Below are 19,203 nucleotides of genomic sequence, written 5' to 3' on the forward strand. Positions count from 1 at the left end.
CCGCCTAAGGATAAGGCTAGCCGACGACCTCGACGTCCGACGGGTCAGGTCCGTCATCAGCTACCGGAGGGACGAGTTGGTAGAACGGCGTCCCATGGATGAACGTTCCGTTGTAGCCGAACGAGGAGTAGAGCGCGTCATGAACTGGCAGCATCGCGATTCGGTCGTCAACTCCAGGAACAGCACCCTTTACTCCAAGCTGATTCAGCTCCTTTATCGACACTGACGGCACCTTGTGGATGAACCAGGTGAGAAGAGGTTGACCATAGTTCACGCTGCTCGTCCTGAAGTGGGAGAGGAACTGGGAAGCCAGAATGATTCCAAAGCCGAACTCGCGCCCTTGCAACATCAACTGCATGAGCACGGGGAACTCGTACGCCATGATGTTTGTTGCCTCATCCACGAGGAGGAACGAGTTAAGTCGCCGCAATTGCGGGTCCCCGTCAGTGAACTTCCACTTCGTCGATCGCAGCATGTAGTCGTAGTACATGTTGAGGAAGAACGCGACGAGTGCGTTCTTCCCGCGTTGATCTACGCCCAGATCGCTCAGGGCGAGCACGAGCACAGTATCTTCGATCAGTACTTCGAACGGAAGCAGCTGCTCCTTATCCGAAGAGAAGATGTCCGCCAAGACGAAGTCTTGGAGGATGGCGCTGACTGCGTCAGGCTTGCCGGACAAATTGAGGTAGCCCTCCAAGACCTCCGGAAGCGTCGGGGCAACGTGATCTACACCTGAGTACCCATCGAATATCGCCTTCTTGAGATTCGATGCTTGAACTGGTCCCACGCCGCCATAGATCTTGGTCACGACGTCTGCGAACATTGCCGCACGCTGCAGCGCAGAGTGGGGAGTGAACCCTTCGCGTAGAGCGAAGATATTCAACGGGATCCGATATGGGCGCAGTACTACGCCACCGACCGCGTCCAAGAACTGCTCGTCCTGGTAGTCCCGCTTGTAGTCGAATATCAGAAACGACAGCGGATTCTCCTGACTTCGCTTTGCCCCCTGCCTGAGCTGGAAGACGAGAGACTTCAGCAGTTGGGTCTTCCCTGTGCCAAGGTCACCAACTACTCCAATATTCATCTGGTTGAGTTGGGTGTTGCTCGGCCAGAATTCAGCTGAGGCTGTGCCGATCGAGTCCACGAGGCGCCCTACCGGGAATCGGATACCTTCGAGATCCGCCGCTGGGGGCGTGGGAAGCGACACCGGGCCCGGCTCAGGCCGAAGCTCCGGTGCGGGACCCGGCTTCGCCTCCTGCGCAGGACCCGGCCTCACTTCCGGCGCCCGTAGGCGATCAGGCGCAGGGATTGGTTCCGGAATCGGAGCCGTGTGGATCGTGGGCTCTGAACGCACAACCGGTTGGGGTTCCGGGGCAAGCACCCGCCCTGGTTCTGGCACAGGTGCAGGGGCGGTCGCTTCGGACGCCCAATCAAGTAGCCCCTGCCACTCGCCGGCGAGCGCACTGTCGTCTTGGTCAAGCTGGAGGAGCGTCGTTGCCGAGTCGGCTACAAGTGCGCCAAACTCCGCGAGTGGTGCATCGTCGGCTAGGTGCTCGCGACGAAATGCCTCGTACCGGCGGCCGTCAGGGAAGGCCGCCCCATGGTTGAAGTAGAGAACCAGCGGCTTGCCAACTCGGAAGCGCGAGCGCCCCATGATCACGGACGAGAGACGCTTCGGCCATGTGGCCGGGTTCACGCCTTTGTTGGAAAGCTTTGCCGCCGCCTCGACGAGTGAACCAAGTCCGTTCGACCAGAGCGCTTGCTCTTCTTCCGACCCATTTGAAGGCATCTCGCGTGCCTTGCGTTCGATCGCCTTCAGCAGCGCGGTCGTCGACGCAAGCTGCGCCAGAGGCTCGCCAAACGCTGCGCTTTCGGGGGTCGGCAAGCTTGCATTGCGTGCCTCCGTTCCCAGACCGTAGAACTTGATCTCGACGGGAGTGAAAGTCAAGTCTTCATCCGTGACGTCGATGATGAGGAGATCTGCGCGCTGCCGATCGCCAGCGTAGGCCCCTTCTGGTGCCAGAATCCGAAGGAACGCATCGGAGGCATCGATCGGGAGAACAAGCCGGTCTTTGCCGCTGGCCGGTGCCGCATCAACCAAGGCAAAGGCCAGGTAGAAGCCGAGGGCGCCTGATGCGTGAGTCCCACCCATCGCCAGAAGTGACGAAAGGCCCACTCCTCTCGATCCCAGTCGGGTGAGGAGGTCAGCTACCTGAGCCAGCGTTGCATCCTCACCCCGCGCTAGTGAGAGCATGCCTCGAAGTTGTTGTTGGAAGCTCTGAGGCACACGAGCGACAGACACGTATGGCTTCCGCTCGATGGTGGAGCTGCCGAGGTTCCGCTCGAAGATTGGAGGACGCCACTCCCAGAGCATTCGCGCACCATCATCGTGCTGGAGGAGCGCGGAGATTGCGGCAGGTGTGAGCATCGATTCGCCGGAGACTGTCCAGTCCGCGCGATCATCCACGAGCAACGATCCGATCAATCTCGACGTAATTGACGGTGAACCTTCGACCAGCCGCAAAGCTGTCGTAAGCGGTTCCCATCCAATTCCTGCTTCCAGACCCGGATTGGAAATGGTCGCACCGCCGTACCCGATCAGTCCCATGGATGCGTCAAACCTGCGAAGAGGGATGGCCCCCATCGTCCCGTTCTGCACCGAAGTAGTCGCAGTGACCTTGACCTGAACCCCAGCATCCTGCAAGATCCGGACGTTGCATCGCTCGGTCTTGCCGGGTATGGGTAGATATCGCGCCCAGGAAAGGGGCATGCCCGGATGGGCGCGCACTAAGGCGGTCAGATCGTCGCGCGGGCCAGAGCCCGTGCGGTGAGCGGAGTCAAGCACACGTGCGCCGCCGGGTAGCCGCCCTCCGCTTTGCTTCGACCATGCATCGAGTACCGCGATAACTGCCTGATCAACCTCCGCGACGCGGGGAGCCGGGGAATCGGACCCGAGATCGAGGGTCAAGGTGGAAACGTGTGGATTCATGCGCCGATATGTCCGCAATGCCGCATCGACGGCCGCGCCATTCAGTCCACTCGCAGCAGTGCCCGGGGCGGGGTAGCCACCGATCCGGGCGGGCGCCTTAAGTGCCGACGGGCCCTCTGTCGATGCAGCAAGCAGAACCGCCCAACCGGCGAAGACCTGATCGGTTCCACCATCGGCCTGCACCGCAAGCATTCCACCTGACACGTACGGGTTCGGCCCCACCAACGGGTATCCGTGGCCCTGCACAGTTCCTGCAAGTTGGCGCGCATCGTCGGACTCCCAGAAGGTCGCCTCGACGGCTGCAAGCCATGCGAGTCGTAAGGGATGTAGTGGGCTCAGGAGTACAGACTCGCACCGGACATTCCCTGGCTCCAACGACCAAACGCTGGTCGAGAATGGGTACGTGGCCCAGAAGACGCCGGTCGGGTCATCGAGCTGCTTCGCGCGCTCAATGAGGCCGGAATACGCCGTGAGATAACCAACGAGCTTGTCCCGATTCTCACCCCACAGCCGGCGTCGAGGGTAACGGGATGGCCAGCGGGCAGCTTGCAAGAGTTCCTCGTCAGCCGCGAACCCGAACGGATCTAGCGCATCGAACGCGCTCATGAGTGCCTCCGCCTCCTCGCTTTCGAGGAGTTCTTTAGGCACGGAGAACGCTACGAGTGCTTTCCAGGCGGAAGACATGCCGTCTGGCACAAGCACGCCTGCTTCGATGGACACACTGTCGATGGAACTTGGGTCAGTCGAGGACAAAACGACATGCCCGTGACAGCGACGCCAATCTGGATCTGACGCGAGGTTCAGGCTGGCGGATTCGTACTTTCCGCGCACCGAGTCCGTATCGGCATTATCGAGCGGATCGCTGGACGGCTGTTCCTTCTCGATCGCCGCGAGCAGCGGAGAAGCATGTGGCCTGCTTGGCGTCGCAGCATGGAGCTCGAGCTCCTCGCCATCAATTTGCACGAGTGTGACGGGCTGAGGAGTGAAATCGGCGATGAAGAGCCACGGCCGTCCTTCGCAAGGCGCGACCGTGCGACCTTCCAGGACGACCTTGGACCCTTCGGATGCCCAGGCAATCAGACGGTGCTGAGCGGAGTAAGCGCCAAGCTCGGCGATCCACGGGCCATCGCCGTCGCCAACAACAAGGTTCGCCGCGACGCGACCGGGACGCTTTTTGGAATCGAGCTGCACCGCGAGTAGCCCTCGAGTCTCCGATGGAACGACGTACATGACTGCGTCGGTCGTCGGCGGAACCAGTCCTTCCAGGACATCTCCATGTGGGATCACGAGGCGGGCCCGTACGACAGTGATTTTGCCAGCGAGCTTCGACGGCAACACGAATCGCCCCCGGACTCTCAGCTGGTCACTGTCCCCACCCTGAGCAATTGCGCCGTCCCAGTGGGCACCCTTTGTTGAAACCGCAATCGATATCCCAGAAGCGGCCGCTGCACTCCCTGCAGGCGCGGCTGTAGGGATGCGAATTCTCAGCTCCTCCGTCTGATAGACGCCGCCGTTGTCGCTTGCCGCAACGATGAAAGGAGGTGACTCGCCGTTGTCCGTGCTGAGGGCCTGGCCATCGACAGTCTCGATGACCAAAGGATGCGCATCTTTTGCTGGAATGCCGGCGGGTGCAAGGAACTGCCGTTCAGAGAGCTGCGCGAGAGCCGTTATTGATGCCACGCTCGTCGCGACAGTGCGAAACCATGCCGAAACCGCGTCGTCCAACGCCGCAACTCGTTCGTCCAGACCGACCCACTCGATCTCATTGACCGGGTGGGGAGCGCCCGCTTCGGCCTCCAAGTAGGCGAGCGAGCGGTCCACCTTCTCTTCACTGTCCCACCAATCCCGAAGTGCTTCGAGCACTCGGTCACCCGAGCCCCCAGCTATGTCGCGACCGTTCGCCGGAGTGGGCAAACCGAACGACGGGAAAGCGAACTGGGAAAGCACTAACGAGAGATCGCTTGAGGGAAGCTCCAGGAGGTGCCACCGTAGAACATCCGCAAGGTTCGACAATCCTGCATCGACGTGTCGGAACCAACGTGCGTTCCAGCGCTGCGCACCGGCATCTCCTACCGCCGCATGAAGGGCGCGTAGTTGACGAAGCACCGCCGCCAAGATCGTGGCGCCCTCATCGAGGACGCTGGCAATCGGGTCTCGAGCGCCGGATTCTTGGATGACGGCTCGAAGCGCAGAATCCGCCACCTTCTCGAGGAGACTGCTTCCACCGCTCAAGTCCTCGTCAGGGAATGATTGAGCCAGTCCTTCGCTGAACGCTGTCGTGATGGAGGCTAGCTCGGGATGACGCCCGACCACAATCGCGAGGCGATCATCAATTCTGTATTTCACGAGATCCTGCGACGTAACAACGACCACGTTGCCCGGCGCACCCGGAGAGGCCTCCGGCGCAACGACTACCGCGAATGGTGGTGAGCTCGGCCGAATATCGTTTGCCGCTCTAGCGATGTAGCGCGCCTCATCAAGAGCAACTCCCTCCGGCAGGTACGCTGCGGTAAGGCCATCTCGATCGGACAAGACATCCGCTAGGGCCATTGCGAGTAGATTCTGCTCCACGACGGGCCTTTCTAGTACGCAGCCTGAATGAGCACGGCTTGGTCAGCATCGGCGCTTCCGCGAGCAAGGCCGGCCCGCTCGAGCAGTTCGACGAGGTCAGAGAGTTCGGGGCGGACACCCATGGCGCTGAGCGTCCACAGCATCTCCGCGACAGTTGCCATGCCGCCAGGCGAGCCACAAGTGAGGCTTGCCACGACTGCGACCCATTCAGTTCCTGGGTCTGGGACGAGGAATCGACCCCGACTGCGAAGCAGGCCGAAGTAGTCCGGCTGGCTGCCGTCCGTCGCACGCGTCATGAGCGCGTATCGCGATGCCTCCCAGAGGTTCTTGCCGGAAGACGGTCGCTCGTCCGTGCGTAGGACCGCCTTGAGCACTCGGCGTGTCTCGCCGTCGCCCTGAAGGCCGGACATCGTCAGATCAAACGATTCTCCGTCGAGACCGAGTGCAGTGATCCTCTCGCGGAGAGCCTGCCGAATTCGATCTGCGCGAAAGGACCGCTTCATCAGCAATGGAGCGACGTCCCGGTCCTTTACGCCGAGGCGAGAGGATCGCCACGGCACGACGTCGTCCATGTTCTCGATTACGCCCTGCGGAGTAATGGGCGAACCCTCCAGGAGGATGCGACGTGCGACCGACTCGTACCAAGCAGACTCCCAGAGGTAGCCCAAGCCGTACGCGAGCCTCAGCACGGTCGTGGCCCAGTCTGCCCATGTTCGTGCTGGTAGTGCATCGACCCATTCATCGCTGGTGAGAGTCTGCCACGCGCGTCGGAACCAACCGAATGGCGTCAATGCCCCGGGGCGCGACATGTCATCGGACGCGCCCAAATCAGTGCGCACGGGCAGGGGAGCTGGGCTTCGATCCCCCAAGGCCTTCCGAAGCAGCACACTCGACGTGGCCGCATCAATCGCGAAGAGCAGTGGGTCGATATCCATCCGCCGTTGGGTCGCAGCAATCCAGTCACCCGTCGCAGACCGGATCGACTCCGGCCCATCGACGTTGTCTTCCCGTCCCATCGCGTACATCTGCTCGATGATCTCAGCGATCCCAGGGGGATTCCGAACTCCCATGAGGCCTCTCGTGTTCTGGAGAAGCGCGAGCGCTGGCGTCAGCGGACTCACGGCTCGGGAGGACCCCTTGGAAGCGGCGAGGCCATCAACGCTCTCCGCAACCGCCTGACCGATGAGCTCCGACGATGCCTCTCCCTCGATCCCGTTATGAAGGATGGCCTCACCGAACCTTCCCACAAGCTCACCGGTAGGTGCAGTCTGACGGTATTCGAGGACCTTCGTCCCCGCATCATCGGTTCTGTACCTCAAGCCCACGGGTTTCTCGCTGTTCGTGGCGATGTCCAACGGAAATGCTCGCCACGCAAGATCGCTGATGAAAGCTTCAGGGAGCGCAACGTATTGCGGGCGACGGAGCCCGAGGACCACGAAGTGAGAGGTCATATCAAGCTCCTGCCTGGATCTTGTACTCGGCCGAACCCGCGACCACAACGAAGTTCTCGCGGAACGGCCCGCGCTCGCCGACGAGTTGAGTGGATCGGAATCTTTCGAGCCTTGGTGACGTGGCATCCGCTACCTCTGTCACGCCGATCCAACCACCTGTGCAGCTCTGCGCTTGCCTTACGAGTGCGAAGTCCAGCCGTATGCGAGGGGAACTCGTGGCCCCTTCGACCACGCAGAAGTAGAGCTCTTCTCCCTCCCTACTTGATCTCAAGTCGAAGGGTCCACTGGCGAGCGCCAGCTTGGCGCCCACGACGTCACCGATGATCGGCTCCGCCCGACTACCGAGGAGGGGAATGAGCGGGTTGCTTCCCTGACCGTCGCGGGGCGGCCTTACGAGAGTCTTGAGTTGGTTCTCAAGAAGCGTCGGAAGCTCGGAAGCCGTAGCAAGCTCAGAAGCCATCGTCCATGCGAGCGTCCACATGGCGATCTCCCGCCTGAAGGCCGAGATCCCGTGAGCAACCGCATATAGGCGCGTTATGTAGCGCCCATACCAAGCGACCAATCCTTCCCGCACTGGATCCGAGAGGCGCGGAACGCTGACGGCCTCGACGAATGCTTGGTCCAGCCGGCGGTCGAAGTCAGTTACGACTCCGACGAATGAATCATTGTCATCGAGGAGTCGAACGAGTGAATCCAAGGGCGAGCCACTCGTCAGCGGCCCCGAGAATGCGTCAACAATCGGCGTCGCCCAACCCGCGTTGGGCTCTTCGACGGAGAACTCTCCCGGCACGGTGTCGATGACGGGATCCACGGCACTTGTACGGCGTGTGACCGGATTGTTCCGAGGGTCACTGGGTTTCTCGGGAAGGTCCATCCCAACGCCGAAGAGGGCCTGCGAGAAGCGGTATTGCGCCAGTCTTCGAATCTCCTCGAACCGCTTCACGGGTTCCGCTGACGCCGGTTGGAGGTCATCTATAAGACTTCGGGCGCTGACGGGACTGTACTCGCTTGTTGCTGCTCCAACGATGCAGCGCGAAAGTGCTCCCCAGAGATCCCGGAACGTATAGGTAGATCCCGACACGATCTCGGAGGCACGAAGCAGCGTCAAGACGCCGGACTGAGTCGGGCGCGACGCCATCGACTGAATATTGGCATCGAATGGGTCGAAATAGCCCTCAGGCACAACATCGCTCGACGCATCCATGAGCGCAGCGACAACGACCTCGAAGAGCTGGCCCCCCGATGTTCCGTCGGCATGCAGGCGATCCCTTTTGATGGTCTTCGCGATGCGGTAACTATCGGGCACAAGCGTTTGCACGCCGCCCGGACCTGATTCCACCGACACCCTTGGCGTTGCTTCAAGGAGCGAGCACGAGTCCACGTTGACCACCACGATGTCAGCGATGACGTCGTCTTGAAAGTGAACGGTGGCGGTGCGAAGGTATGAGGTCTCCTGACCAGATATCACGACGGGGCCATCCACCTCGTCGATGTCTTCTAGAGCCTCTGCATAGGACTCGCTCGATTGCAACCAACGCACGACATCGGAGCCGACCGTCGCGTTCGATGACGAAAGTGCTGCTGCTTCCTCGACGAGAACGCCACGATTGATGCATGCCATCAGAAGCGAACCTGATTCGATGATGCTGGCGATCTCACGAGAGAGGGGAGCCCGACGGTAACGGTCGCTCGTGATCGTCGCATCGTTGATCAGGAGGAATTCGCGCTCCCCCCACGAATAGCGATATGCCCGCTGGGCTAGTCCGTCGTCCTGAGCGTCAACCCGTGGGAGATCCATGACGGCTTCGGCCGCAGCATGGGACTTGCCCGCCCCAGGACCTCCAACCAAGAAGAGAAGTCGCGCTGTACCGAGTGCTCGCGGGGTAGAGCGCAACCAATCAATGCCCTCGGCCACACCAGCCGGGCGACGAGCGGCCGGAAACGCGTCGTTGGCGTTGGCGGGCGTGGCCGCGACGTCTCGCCCGCCTGTCGATCGCTCCCACAGGCGTGCGAGCAGGCCCCAGCGTCCCGCGCCATCAGTGTCAGCATCGCCCGCAACACCATCATCCAAATCGATCATGACTCCCCTTGAGATGTTGAAGATGCGGAGTTCACCAGCGACGTTCACGAGCCCGACCTTCTCGCCAGGCGCACAGTAATCCTTGAGTCCGGGGAACCAGATACGCGGGTCACCTTTCCCACTCCTCGGGCGAACGACGCTCGCATGAGTCGGGGACGCCGTTTTGTCCTTGCGGATGAATACCGCTGGCAGTTGTCGCTTGAACTCAGTTCCCTGCTTCTGGCCCGAGTAGTCGTGTAGGCCCTGACGCGCCAAGAAGGCGCGAACTGGTTTGGTGGCATCAAGAGTTGACTTACGCAGTCCCGTTGAAGTGGGTTCGAGGATGGCGTAGTCAATCCCATGGGCCTCGAGTGAATCGACGATGCCCTGCTCAGTTTCGGTCAGTGGTGACATGCGCGTCGCCCATTCCCCTACTCGCTTGACTCTGGCTCGCTGCCCCCGCGTGAGTCGTCGACCAGCCTATCGATCAGCCTGCCGATGGCCAGCCCCAAGAATGGCGACACTGCATTACCCACCTGTGAGTATTGAGGCACTTCGAACCGGCGGCGATGCGCCCCAGTTGTCTCCCTACCCATGAACACAAAGTCATCAGGGAACCCTTGAAACCGGGCGAGTTCACGAACCGTCAGGATTCGAGGTTCACTTGGGTGGACATAGTCGTCTGGCAGGGTGACGACGGTCTTCGCGGGTTCATCCCAGCGGAGGGCCTTCTGAGAGTGCTTTCGGGTAGCAAACGACCGGATCACCGATTGCATCTCTTCCGCGTCCGCTGCCAGGACGGTGCCGTCGGGTGCAACGGCGGGATAGGCCGCTCCTCGCAACTGCGTTACCGCTGCGGCGCTCGCTTCACTGGTCCCGTAGTTGAGAGTGCCAACGACCCGGTGCGAGATCCCCTCCCGCGAGAGCCATTGGTATAGGCGAAACCGACCGATGACTTGCGTTGTGTGCTTCCGAGGAACATGGTTTGCGATCCCGTCGGATCTGGTCGATCCGCTAGCGGGAACAAGAAGCTCAGCGAGGGCGTCCCGATAGGACGAGTTCCCTCCAAGTTGTTCCTGCTGGAGGAGCAAATCACCGACTGCATCGCCGACGGTGCGCTCATCTTCACTCCGGAGGGTGGGCATCGGCGAGAGAGCAATCGGCTCCACTTCGTCGATGTAACCCGACACCCATGCGCGCTCAGACGCGCTGACCCCCAATGCCTCTGCTAGGTCCTTCCGAACACCCAGAATCATCAGGCGAGGCCTGTGCTGCGGTGCACCGAAGTGCTTGGCATTAACCGAAAGCCCTTGGACGACGTACCCCGGCTCAGTGTCCCGCAGCGCCATCTGGACTTGCTGGAACGTTGATACAGCGGAGCCTGCGAACGACCGCGACATTCCAACGACATTCTCGATCACCACGACCCTCGGTCTGGTTCTCTCGACGAACTCGAGGAATTCCCACGGGAGCTTGTTGCGCATGTCTGATGGGTTTCGGCGGCCGGCTAGAGAGAAGCCCTGGCACGGCGGCCCCCCCACGACGACGTCGATCTCGAGATCTGACAGCTCGAACCCTCGCCCGTCGAGGACATTCCGTAGCTCGCTCACCACTAGCCCAGAGCGAACCTGCTTTGCCAAGGATTGCTCGAGGTAACGACACCAGTCGTCAGCATCGACATCCGCGTCGATAAAGTTCCGGTAGTAGGTCTGCGCCGCCATGTCTGACTTCTCGACGGCGAGGACCGATTTCCCGCCAGCGTTCTCGAGCCCGAGCGAAAGCCCGCCGCACCCCGCGAACAAGTCGACATACCGAAACAACTGCACTCCACTCATTTGGGCGGATCTCTCGCGCCAATTGCATGAGTCGGCGGCCCAGCTCATTATGACGCCACCGCCGGACACTGGACCGTCGTCGGGGAGCGAGTCGTGCGGCATGGCTAGCAAACGCGCGTGGTCTAGCCCGCGGCGATCGAGTACCTCCCGCACCAGTTCGGGCACCAATATCCGTCTCTCAGCGAGGTCGTGACCTTACTGTTAGCCCATGGCACGCATTCGTTCCCTCTCCCAGACCACCGGCGCATCAAAGGCACATCCAACCGAGGTTGACGCGGAATGGAGCGTTGTCGAACTTGTTCCTGGCCGCCTCCTTCAGATTTCCACTTACGGCTCGGACGAGCGAAAAGAATCCGGCGTCTCTCAGACGCTGCAGTTCGATGAGCAACAGGCGCGCGCGCTCGTCCGTGCGATCGAGCAAGTGTTTCCGTCGACATAAACACGACAGTCAGTGCAGGTGAGGCGCAAGTTGCCCTCGCAAGCATGCGCTGGCCGACTGATTCAGGCCGTAGCCGGCACGCGAGGCAGCCGCTTGCCGACCCACCGCCGGTGTCCCTGCGCCAGAGCCGGACGAGACTAGAGCGCCCTAGCCTTGGGCGCCGTGCGCACGGCAACGCGTTTCTATGGATCAAGCACATGCAATGTTGCCGGGCTCGTGTCCGCGTGGGAAGTGCTCGGCATCGACGATTGAATTCGCTGAACTTCGTAGAGTGGGACTAATCGCAGGGCTGAGAGTGGAACCCTAGTGGCGAGCCAGGTCGATACCGCCGCCTGCTGTATGTTCTGCAACTGAGTTGCGTCGACCCCGAACACCGCAACCTGCTGTTTCTTACGCCCCGCCGCTGAAGTTGCTACTCGGATATCTTCCGTTAAGTGAACGAACTGCCTACCGCCAGGACGCAACCCGTCCTTTGCTTCGACGATTGAAGCAAGGTTGGACATCGGTGTCGCATGGTAAAGCTCACGCGAAGGCAATCCCGTCGCGTACCCCATTCTCGTGCGTCGAGAGTGACCATAGCGAGCACGGATTTCTGAGCCATTCAATTCAAATCGCGGCTCACCGAGGGCACCTGCAATAAGCACAACGTCATCCGCACTCACTCGATGGCCTTCTGCCACCAACGCGGCGCGCAGAGCGTCGACGTGCATCCACCCCTCCCGGTCGACTTCGGCGAGTGCGTTGTGGCGCAGATGGAACGACATTGCCCTGCTGATGCGGCGGCGCGTTCCCAGCGACCTTCGCTCGAAAGCGCTACTAGGAACTGCCCCAATCTTCTTCGACCATTCGACGGATACCGAGGCTGACGCGCGACCGAGCGCAGTTCCGCGCCAACGTTCAGCAATTAGCCCGACCATCTCCCCCGCTCGCTTCTTGTCGGGTGCGGATGCGCGTTCGGCGCTAAACGTCCGAACTGCTCGCGCGAGCCTACCCGCGTCGAGTAGGGACTTCAGGTCATGATTCTCGGGAACACTCTGCGGTGCATAGTTGTAAAGGGCGGCGACGTAACGATCCCAGACTTGATATGCGGCGGCGTCGTCCGCATCGAACACCGGCTCATCTTCCAACAGCTGAGCCAGCTCGTAACCCAAAGGCCTCCACCCGATGGACTCAAGATCGACCGCAAGAATTCTGCTCTTGTCATCAACGATCCAGTTAAGCGCATGCGCATCCCGTCTGGGAAGCATCGGGGCGTCTTGGACACAACTCCACCACTGCTCGAACACGTTGCGTCGACTTCCGTCACTGGGAAAGAGATACCTAAGCCAGCGCCCAAACTCTCTTTCCCACAGATCGCGTCGCACCCCAGCTGGAACATCATCACTTCTCAAGCGCGCGTGGATTAGCCCGAGGAACTCCGCGGTGTCTCCCACCACTGCGACCCGCGAACCAGCCTCGCTAATCCGAAGTGTTGTGGCGAGGGTTCGGCCGCTCATGAAACGTCGAACGGAGACGCATTTTGCTTCCGACTCCGGCCCTGTAGGCTCGAGCGCCATATCAAGGCTGGCAAGGTGCTCAATAACGCCGAACCGATCGCCTAGACCAGCTTCGCTGACTATGGAGCGGACTTGATCGGAACTCTTGCTATCTCGTTCGTGCGCCACGTGTGAGGTCTCCTTGAAGACGAATGTCTCACCAGTCAGCCCGGCGTAGTCGCGAGCGATCACACACCCGCCACGCCCGCCAAGCGATTCTCGTTGCGTGTCGTGGCTCAAGAGGGCTCGACGTGCAGCCATCTCGAATAGAACCCGCGCGTCGCCGCTTCTCACCGCGATCGCAATTGCTTCATCGCAATTCAACAACGGCCCCAATAGCGCACCGTTTGATTCGATTTCGACCGCTAAGACCGTAATCGCTGTTGGATCAAGCTTGTTACGCCCTACGAGTTCACAAAGACCACGGAGACCCTCGCGCCGGAGGCGCGAATCGGCTGTTGCCACCGCCAAGAGGAGCTGATCTTGCGCTTGGTCGAGAGCCGAAGTGTCACGCGGCAGCGCGGCTTGATAGGCCTCACCGGCACGAAACTTGATTGCACGTTTGAGGTAGTAGACGCGGTCGTCCGACTGCGAGACGTGACGAGCGAGATACGCGCACAGCTCCGCCGCAATGTCTCGAAAGAAGAAGTGACCAGCGTCGGCGTGACTCTCTAAGCGGTCCAATATCTCGTCACCAGCGTCAACGAACGCCTGCGGCATGATTACGGTGCGCGACCTTAGTCCGAAGGGAAAGCGAACCCCTTGTAGACCGGTTTGATCGAGCGAATTGTTCTCCACGACCGAATAAAGGAATGCCCCGAGCATCAACATGCGCGCTTGGTCGACGATAGTCGACTCATCGGCGTGTATTTCAGCTCTATGCAGATAGGACTGAGCCTGTGTCAAGAACCCGTCGCGCGCACCTGGGCTTGCGACACCCGCTAGCTTCATCCAAATCTCGCTGCAAGCGAGGTTCCATCCGACGTCCCTCTCAGCCGCGCGTTCGACCTGATCTTGTGTGAACCGCGCGCCTATCCGTAGAGCCTCCAAGTCGCCGGTGTAGTCATAGATTTGCGTATACCCCTCGACAAGGTATGTCGAGGCGGATTCATGCTCCCGAGCGTGAGCTCGACGTAGAGCGTCGCATGCCCGATTTAGCTTGGCCGCATCAACGATTGAGAAACGGGCCGCTGAGACTGTGGCAATTCCAAGTCGAGCTTCAATCGCGAAATCAGCCTCGACATCGGAGACGCCAACGCCAAGAAGCGAATCCAAGTAGGTTCGAGCGAGCTCGAGCGTACGGACGAATACGACCGGCCTAGCCCAGCCTTTGTTCAGCGCTCGGTGAAACGCAGCGTTGGCCAACCGTCGGCGTTGCCTCACGAGCGCGGCCTCAGCCGATGTGCCATGCAGTCGGAGGTACGGCCCAATCACGGAAATTCTTGTGCATAGGACTGCTTCTTCGATCAGACACTGGAACAGGGTCGGATATCCAGAGCTGGTCTGGGACTCACGCAGTCGTAGAGCCAGCTGGCCACCAGATGTATGGGGGCTAAGCCAGTCGCTGACTGCCGCCTCTCCGGCGGTACCGATCCAATCGCCAAATTCTTTTGTGGTGTCCAGTCCAAGTTGCCGTGCAAGGTGCATCGCTAGCGGATACTGCAGCTCAATATCGGCGTGCTCGATTACCGGCGACGCGCGATGGCCTCCAGACCTTGCGGCCAAATCCGCAGGTGACGGTGGACGAGGAGGCGATGGAAACGGCATGTGAACCGAATAGAACCACACCTACGAGTGATCGCACCACCCCGCTTTCGGGATTCGCGCAGTCGTCAAGATGCGTCGGCGTTAGGAGAACAACCGGGCGCGGCACGCTGATTGCCGCCGGTCCGGGCGCCCGGTTGATCCTGAACGATGGCCTTGTAGTGCAGATTCGGTACGCCACCGGGAGATTGAGGAAAGCAGGCCGATCGGGTCCACTCCTCCACCGCACAAGGGGACGACGTCGGGATCGGCGATGCGCAGTACCCGGAGTCGCCGCCACGCGCGCGTCCGTCGCGGTCAGCAGCTCGGTGCCGACCATCTGCTGCTGCACCTGCGACAGCCGCAGGGTGCCGTAGCTGAAGAGGCGTTCGGTCGTGGTGATGGTTCAGTCGAAGATGCCGTCGAGGACGCTGCCGATGACCAGGCCGCCGAGGATTCCGCCCATCATGTCGCCCCCGCCGCCGCGGCGACCGCCGCCCCAGCCTGGGCCACCCCACTGCCCCGGGTCCTGCGGTCGTGACGCGTCGATGTCGCGCTGTGCGAGGCGCAGCGCCTCGCCCGCGAGGTAGGCGACACGTCGGGCCATCGACATCGCCTGTTCTCGGTGGTCCTCATCGATGACGGTGACGGCCGCCGCGGGCGTGCCGAGGTAGCGGTCGAGGTCGATCCGGATGCGCTCCGATTCGGCCAGCCGGGTGCGAGCATCGGCGCCGATCCAGCCGCGGTGGCCGGCGATGACGTCGCCAGCAACCGCGAGCTGCCGGTCGGCGTCGTCGATGGCATGGTGCACGTGCTCCTGGGGCGGAATCGGACGTGCCGCGCGCTCGCGGGCCGCCGCGATCGCGGCATCCAGCCCCGCGTTCGCCTCGCGCAGGGTACTCAGCTGGGTGAACGGGTCGGTGTTGACGCCGGCCCGCGGAAGGGCGGCGAGTGCAGCCTGCAGCTTCGCGATCGCGGTCGTGACACCGGCGTTCTGGGGCTCCTTGCGCGCGACGATGAGGTCGCCGCGGGAATCCTCGACGATCGCCGCCAACGTGGCCTCAGCCCGCAGCGCCTCGACCTCGAACGTCTCCACGGCATCGAGGAGCGTCGCCGCTCGGCGCACCGATTCCGTCGATGCCTCGAGCGCGAGATTGGCCTGCTCACGCTGCCCCGCCTCCCGCCGGCGCTCGGCCACGCTCCCGCTGTGCTCGGCGAATCCGAGGAGCTGCTCAGCCTCGGCTGGGTTGACCTCCACCTGGGCGAGCGTCTCCCGGGCATAGCGAGTGGCGAGACGTTCAATGGTGTCGCGGGCGTGGGGGATGCGGGCGCGGAGGCGCGCGGCATCCGCTCGCACTCCGGCGATGATCTCTGGAGCCCGGCGCGCGACCGCGATCTTCTCGGCGAGGGCCGAGGTGCGGTCATCGAGCACGTCTTCCGCCCACTCGCACAGCTGCACGATGCGTGCGTTGCGCGTGCGCAGCTCTTCAGCCGTGTCGGGAATCTCGTCGTGATTCAGCTGGTTCAACCGGAACGCCTCGCCCAGGTGCTGCCGAACCGCGGCGAGCGCCTCGCTCAACTCCGTGGTCGCGCCGTGCCCGAGCTCGGCCTCGGCGAAGACGAGCTCGTCGGCGGTGACGCGGATGCGTTCGTCGGCGGCGACCAAGGCCGTTCCCGCCCGCTTCGCCAAGTCGGCATCCTGGGCTTCGAGCTCATGATCGTCGCGCTTTCGCCTGCCCCAGAATCCGGCCATGCCTTTGATCCTATGTGCGCCGCTGGGAGGCCGCTGATTGGGGCGTGCGCCCGGAACGTCATCGCGTGAGGCAGGCCACCGGTAGATCGAACCAGCGCAGGTGCTCGAAGTCGTCGGAGAGCCCGGTCAGGTTTCCATCCCTGTCCGCCGCGTCGGCCGGCACTGCGACGGCGAACCGCGCCTCGGCCTCCGCCAGGTAGCCCTGCAGCGCCGACTCCGGCGCGCGGTCGTCGTGGTGCGGGTAGGTGAGGTGACCGTTGGCGTCGTAGGCCAGCTGGCTCAGCCGCAGCGGCGGTTCAGCGGGCCCGCCACGGTGCCGCCAGAGGCCGGTCGTCGGCTCGAACACGTAGTCAGGAAGCATCCGCCAGCCGTCGCGAGCGACCAGTCGCACAGCCGCCACGAGGTAGTCGAAGACGGTTGGCGAGATGAAGTAGTTGAAGTTGATGCGCACCCAGCCGGGCTTGATGCCCTCGCAGCCGCGCGCCACCTCTCGCTCGAACTCGTGGGAGCGCTCGATATCGATGCCGAGCAGCTGGTGGCCGTACGGTCCTGCGCACGAACAGCCTCCGCGCGACTGGATGCCGAACAGGTCGTTGAGCAGGGCGACCACGAAGTTGTGGTGCAGGTAGCGGCCACTCGGTGCCCGCACCACGAATGACACGATCGACAGCCGCTCGGCGTCGAGGTTGCCGAGCACCTCGATCGCGGGCTCGTCGTGCCACGCGGCGACGGCGCGACGCAGGAAGTCGTCTTCGAGGGCCCGGATGGTCTCGACGCCGACCGCGTTCTTCAGCCCGAAGACGAGGCCGGCACGGATCGCCTCGACGATCGCCGGGGTGCCGCCCTCCTCTCGCTGGGCTACGTCGTCGAGGTAGCGGTGCTCGAGGGGGTTGACGTACACGACCGTGCCACCGCCAGGAACGTCGGGCACGCGGTTGCGAGCGAGCTCACGTCGCATGACGAGCACACCAGGCGTGCTCGGCCCGCCGATGAACTTGTGCGGGCTGAGAAAGATCGCATCCTTGTACTCCCCCGACGCGAGCGCCGCCGAGGGATCGCCGTGGTACATCTCGATGTCGACATACGGCGCGGCGGCCGCGAAGTCCCAAAATGACAGGGCACCATGCTCGTGCAACAGCGCCGAGATGCGCGGAGTGTCACTCACGATGCCGGTGACGTTGCTCGCCGCCGAGAACGAGCCGATCTTCAACGGTCGCTCTTCGTACCGGACGAGCTCGGTCTCGAGGATGTCGCAGTCGATGTGGCCATCGAGGTCCTGCGGGATGACGACCACGTCGGCGAACGACTCGCGCCATGGCAGCTCGTTCGAGTGGTGCTCGAACGGGCCGATGAAGACGACAGGACGCTCGGCCGCGGGGATCGCATCAACGAGGTGATACCGATCGCCGAGCTCAGCCGGGAGGCGAAGCCCCAGCATCCCCACCAACTTGTCGATCGCACCAGTGCTGCCCGAGCCGGTGAAGATGACGACCGTGTCGTCGTCGCCGCCGACCGCATCGCGGATGATCGCCCGCGCATCCTCGCGCAACCGCGTCGTCTGGAGCCCGGTTCCGCTCGACTCGGTGTGCGTGTTCGCGTAGCGGGGCAGTACCTCGCCGCGGATGAAGTCCTCGATGAAGCTCAGCGCGCGACCCGATGCCGTGTAGTCGGCATAGGTGACCCGGCGCGGGCCGTACGGCCCTGGCATGACCTGGTCGTCTCCGATCACCGACTCGCGGATGCGTCGGATCAGCGGCAAGCTGCGCACCTGGTGGATGTCCACAGGGCGGACGATACCCCTTTCGCCGCCGCGCGGCCACGGCTCAGAGCCGGGTGGATGGCGCGAGGATCAGCGGCGCCACCGATGAGGACGCCGATCAGACCCGGCGCGAGCGCATCCCGAGCAACAACCCGATCGTCGCCAGCCCGCGCCATCGCCCCCACCAGCAGGCGCCAGGCCAGTTACGATCCGCTATAGTTGCGATTGTGACTAGTGCAGCCGACGTGATCCGCAAGGCCCGCGAACGAGCCGGCCTCACGCAGCAAGCTCTCGCCGAACGGGCTGGAGTGACTCAGAGCGTGATCAGCGCCTACGAGTCGGGGCGGCGCGAGCCGTCGTACGCGACGCTCACCCGGCTGGTGAACTCGGCCGGGTTCACGCTCGAGCCACACCTTGAACCCCTGCCCGCCACGAGTGCCCTCACTGTCGTGCGCGCTCATGCCGACGAGCTCCGAACTGTGCTCGGTGCGCTCGGTGCCGTCGACATCCGCGTCTTCGGCAGTGTCGCGCGCGGTGATGAGACCGAGGCGAGCGACGTCGACCTGCTGGTCGATCTCGAGACTGATGCCGGTCTCTTCGCCCTGCTTCGCATGCAGAGTGCCGCCGAGGCGATCCTCGGGCGATCGGTCGACGTCGCGCCGGTGTCGGGGTTGAAACCCGACGTCGCCGAACGAGTACTCCGTGAAGCGGTGTCGCTGTGAGTCGGAATCCTGCCGACCGCCTCATCGACATCGCCTTCGCGTGCGAGCGAATCGCCGAGTACGCGGAGCGCTCCGAGGCATCCGACGACCTCGTGTTCGACGCGATCCGAATGAGACTTGTCGAGATCGGAGAAGCGGTGAGAGACCTCGACGACGCAACGCGAAGCCTCGCCCCCGAGTTGCCCTGGGCTGAGATGGCGCGCATGCGCGACATGCTCGCCCATCGATACTTCGACACGACGCACGCCATTGTCATGGCGACAGCCCGCGACGATATTCCGCGCCTCGCCGAAGCTGTTCGGCGCATGCTCAGCCGCTGAGCGCGGCCAGCTGACTCACCGGCGCGC

At 62.6% G+C, this 19,203-nt stretch carries 10 protein-coding genes; 3 read left to right on the plus strand and 7 right to left on the minus strand.

Annotated elements, in window-relative coordinates; genetic code table 11:
• Window positions 1-16 precede the first annotated feature (16 nt).
• From QFZ29_RS14630 to QFZ29_RS14645, 4 genes are read right to left on the minus strand one after another with little or no spacing between them, the layout of a single operon-like run.
• Window positions 17-5,560: a hypothetical protein gene (locus QFZ29_RS14630; protein ID WP_306894775.1), complete on the minus strand. Its 5,544-nt coding sequence runs from the start codon at window positions 5,558-5,560 to the stop codon at window positions 17-19.
• Between the two features lie 11 nt (window positions 5,561-5,571).
• Window positions 5,572-7,011 carry a hypothetical protein gene (locus QFZ29_RS14635; RefSeq protein WP_306894776.1) on the minus strand — a complete coding sequence of 480 codons (1,440 nt, stop codon included), beginning with the start codon at window positions 7,009-7,011 and terminating at the stop codon, window positions 5,572-5,574.
• 1 nt (window position 7,012) lies between these two features.
• Entirely contained in the window at window positions 7,013-9,484 is a 2,472-nt protein-coding gene (locus QFZ29_RS14640; protein WP_306894777.1) for a hypothetical protein, read from the minus strand.
• 17 nt (window positions 9,485-9,501) lie between these two features.
• Entirely contained in the window at window positions 9,502-11,070 is a 1,569-nt protein-coding gene (locus tag QFZ29_RS14645; RefSeq protein ID WP_306894778.1) for a DNA cytosine methyltransferase, read from the minus strand.
• A gap of 43 nt (window positions 11,071-11,113) precedes the next feature.
• Here QFZ29_RS14645 and QFZ29_RS14650 point away from each other — a divergent pair, with 43 nt between their 5' ends.
• On the plus strand, window positions 11,114-11,344 hold the full coding sequence (locus tag QFZ29_RS14650; protein WP_306894779.1) for a hypothetical protein: 231 nt from the start codon (window positions 11,114-11,116) through the stop codon (window positions 11,342-11,344).
• Between the two features lie 182 nt (window positions 11,345-11,526).
• Here the strand turns inward: QFZ29_RS14650 and QFZ29_RS14655 are convergent, their stop codons facing one another.
• From QFZ29_RS14655 to QFZ29_RS14665, 3 genes are all read right to left on the minus strand, one after another.
• Window positions 11,527-14,154, minus strand: a complete 2,628-nt coding sequence (locus tag QFZ29_RS14655; RefSeq protein ID WP_306894780.1) for an RNA 2'-phosphotransferase — start codon at window positions 14,152-14,154, stop codon at window positions 11,527-11,529.
• An 874-nt stretch (window positions 14,155-15,028) separates the two neighbouring features.
• The gene (locus QFZ29_RS14660) at window positions 15,029-16,375 is read right to left on the minus strand and encodes a hypothetical protein (protein WP_306894781.1); all 1,347 of its coding nucleotides are present in this window, start codon (window positions 16,373-16,375) and stop codon (window positions 15,029-15,031) included.
• 58 nt (window positions 16,376-16,433) lie between these two features.
• Entirely contained in the window at window positions 16,434-18,158 is a 1,725-nt protein-coding gene (locus QFZ29_RS14665) for an aminotransferase class V-fold PLP-dependent enzyme (protein ID WP_306894782.1), read from the minus strand.
• 203 nt (window positions 18,159-18,361) lie between these two features.
• On the opposite strand from QFZ29_RS14665, the gene QFZ29_RS14670 reads away from it, so the two are divergent.
• Both QFZ29_RS14670 and QFZ29_RS14675 read left to right on the plus strand, forming a co-directional pair.
• Complete coding sequence (locus tag QFZ29_RS14670) at window positions 18,362-18,856, plus strand: helix-turn-helix domain-containing protein (RefSeq protein WP_306894783.1); 495 nt, start codon at window positions 18,362-18,364, stop codon at window positions 18,854-18,856.
• A complete protein-coding gene (locus tag QFZ29_RS14675; protein ID WP_306894784.1) occupies window positions 18,853-19,176 on the plus strand; it encodes a HepT-like ribonuclease domain-containing protein in 324 nt (107 codons plus the stop codon). The genes QFZ29_RS14670 and QFZ29_RS14675 overlap by 4 nt, the downstream gene beginning before the upstream one ends.
• The last annotated feature ends 27 nt before the right edge of the window (window positions 19,177-19,203 follow it).

The sequence above is a fragment of the Agromyces albus genome (genome assembly GCF_030815405.1).
Lineage (GTDB): Bacteria > Actinomycetota > Actinomycetes > Actinomycetales > Microbacteriaceae > Agromyces > Agromyces albus_A.

Excerpts from the sequence above, each read along its gene's own strand:
- QFZ29_RS14650 (WP_306894779.1), top strand. The coding sequence starts at position 11,114 with ATGGCACGCATTCGTTCCCTCTCCCAGACCACCGGCGCATCAAAGGCA.
- QFZ29_RS14660 (WP_306894781.1), bottom strand. The coding sequence starts at position 16,375 with ATGGCCGGATTCTGGGGCAGGCGAAAGCGCGACGATCATGAGCTCGAA.
- QFZ29_RS14635 (WP_306894776.1), bottom strand. The coding sequence starts at position 7,011 with ATGACCTCTCACTTCGTGGTCCTCGGGCTCCGTCGCCCGCAATACGTT.
- QFZ29_RS14640 (WP_306894777.1), bottom strand. The coding sequence starts at position 9,484 with ATGTCACCACTGACCGAAACTGAGCAGGGCATCGTCGATTCACTCGAG.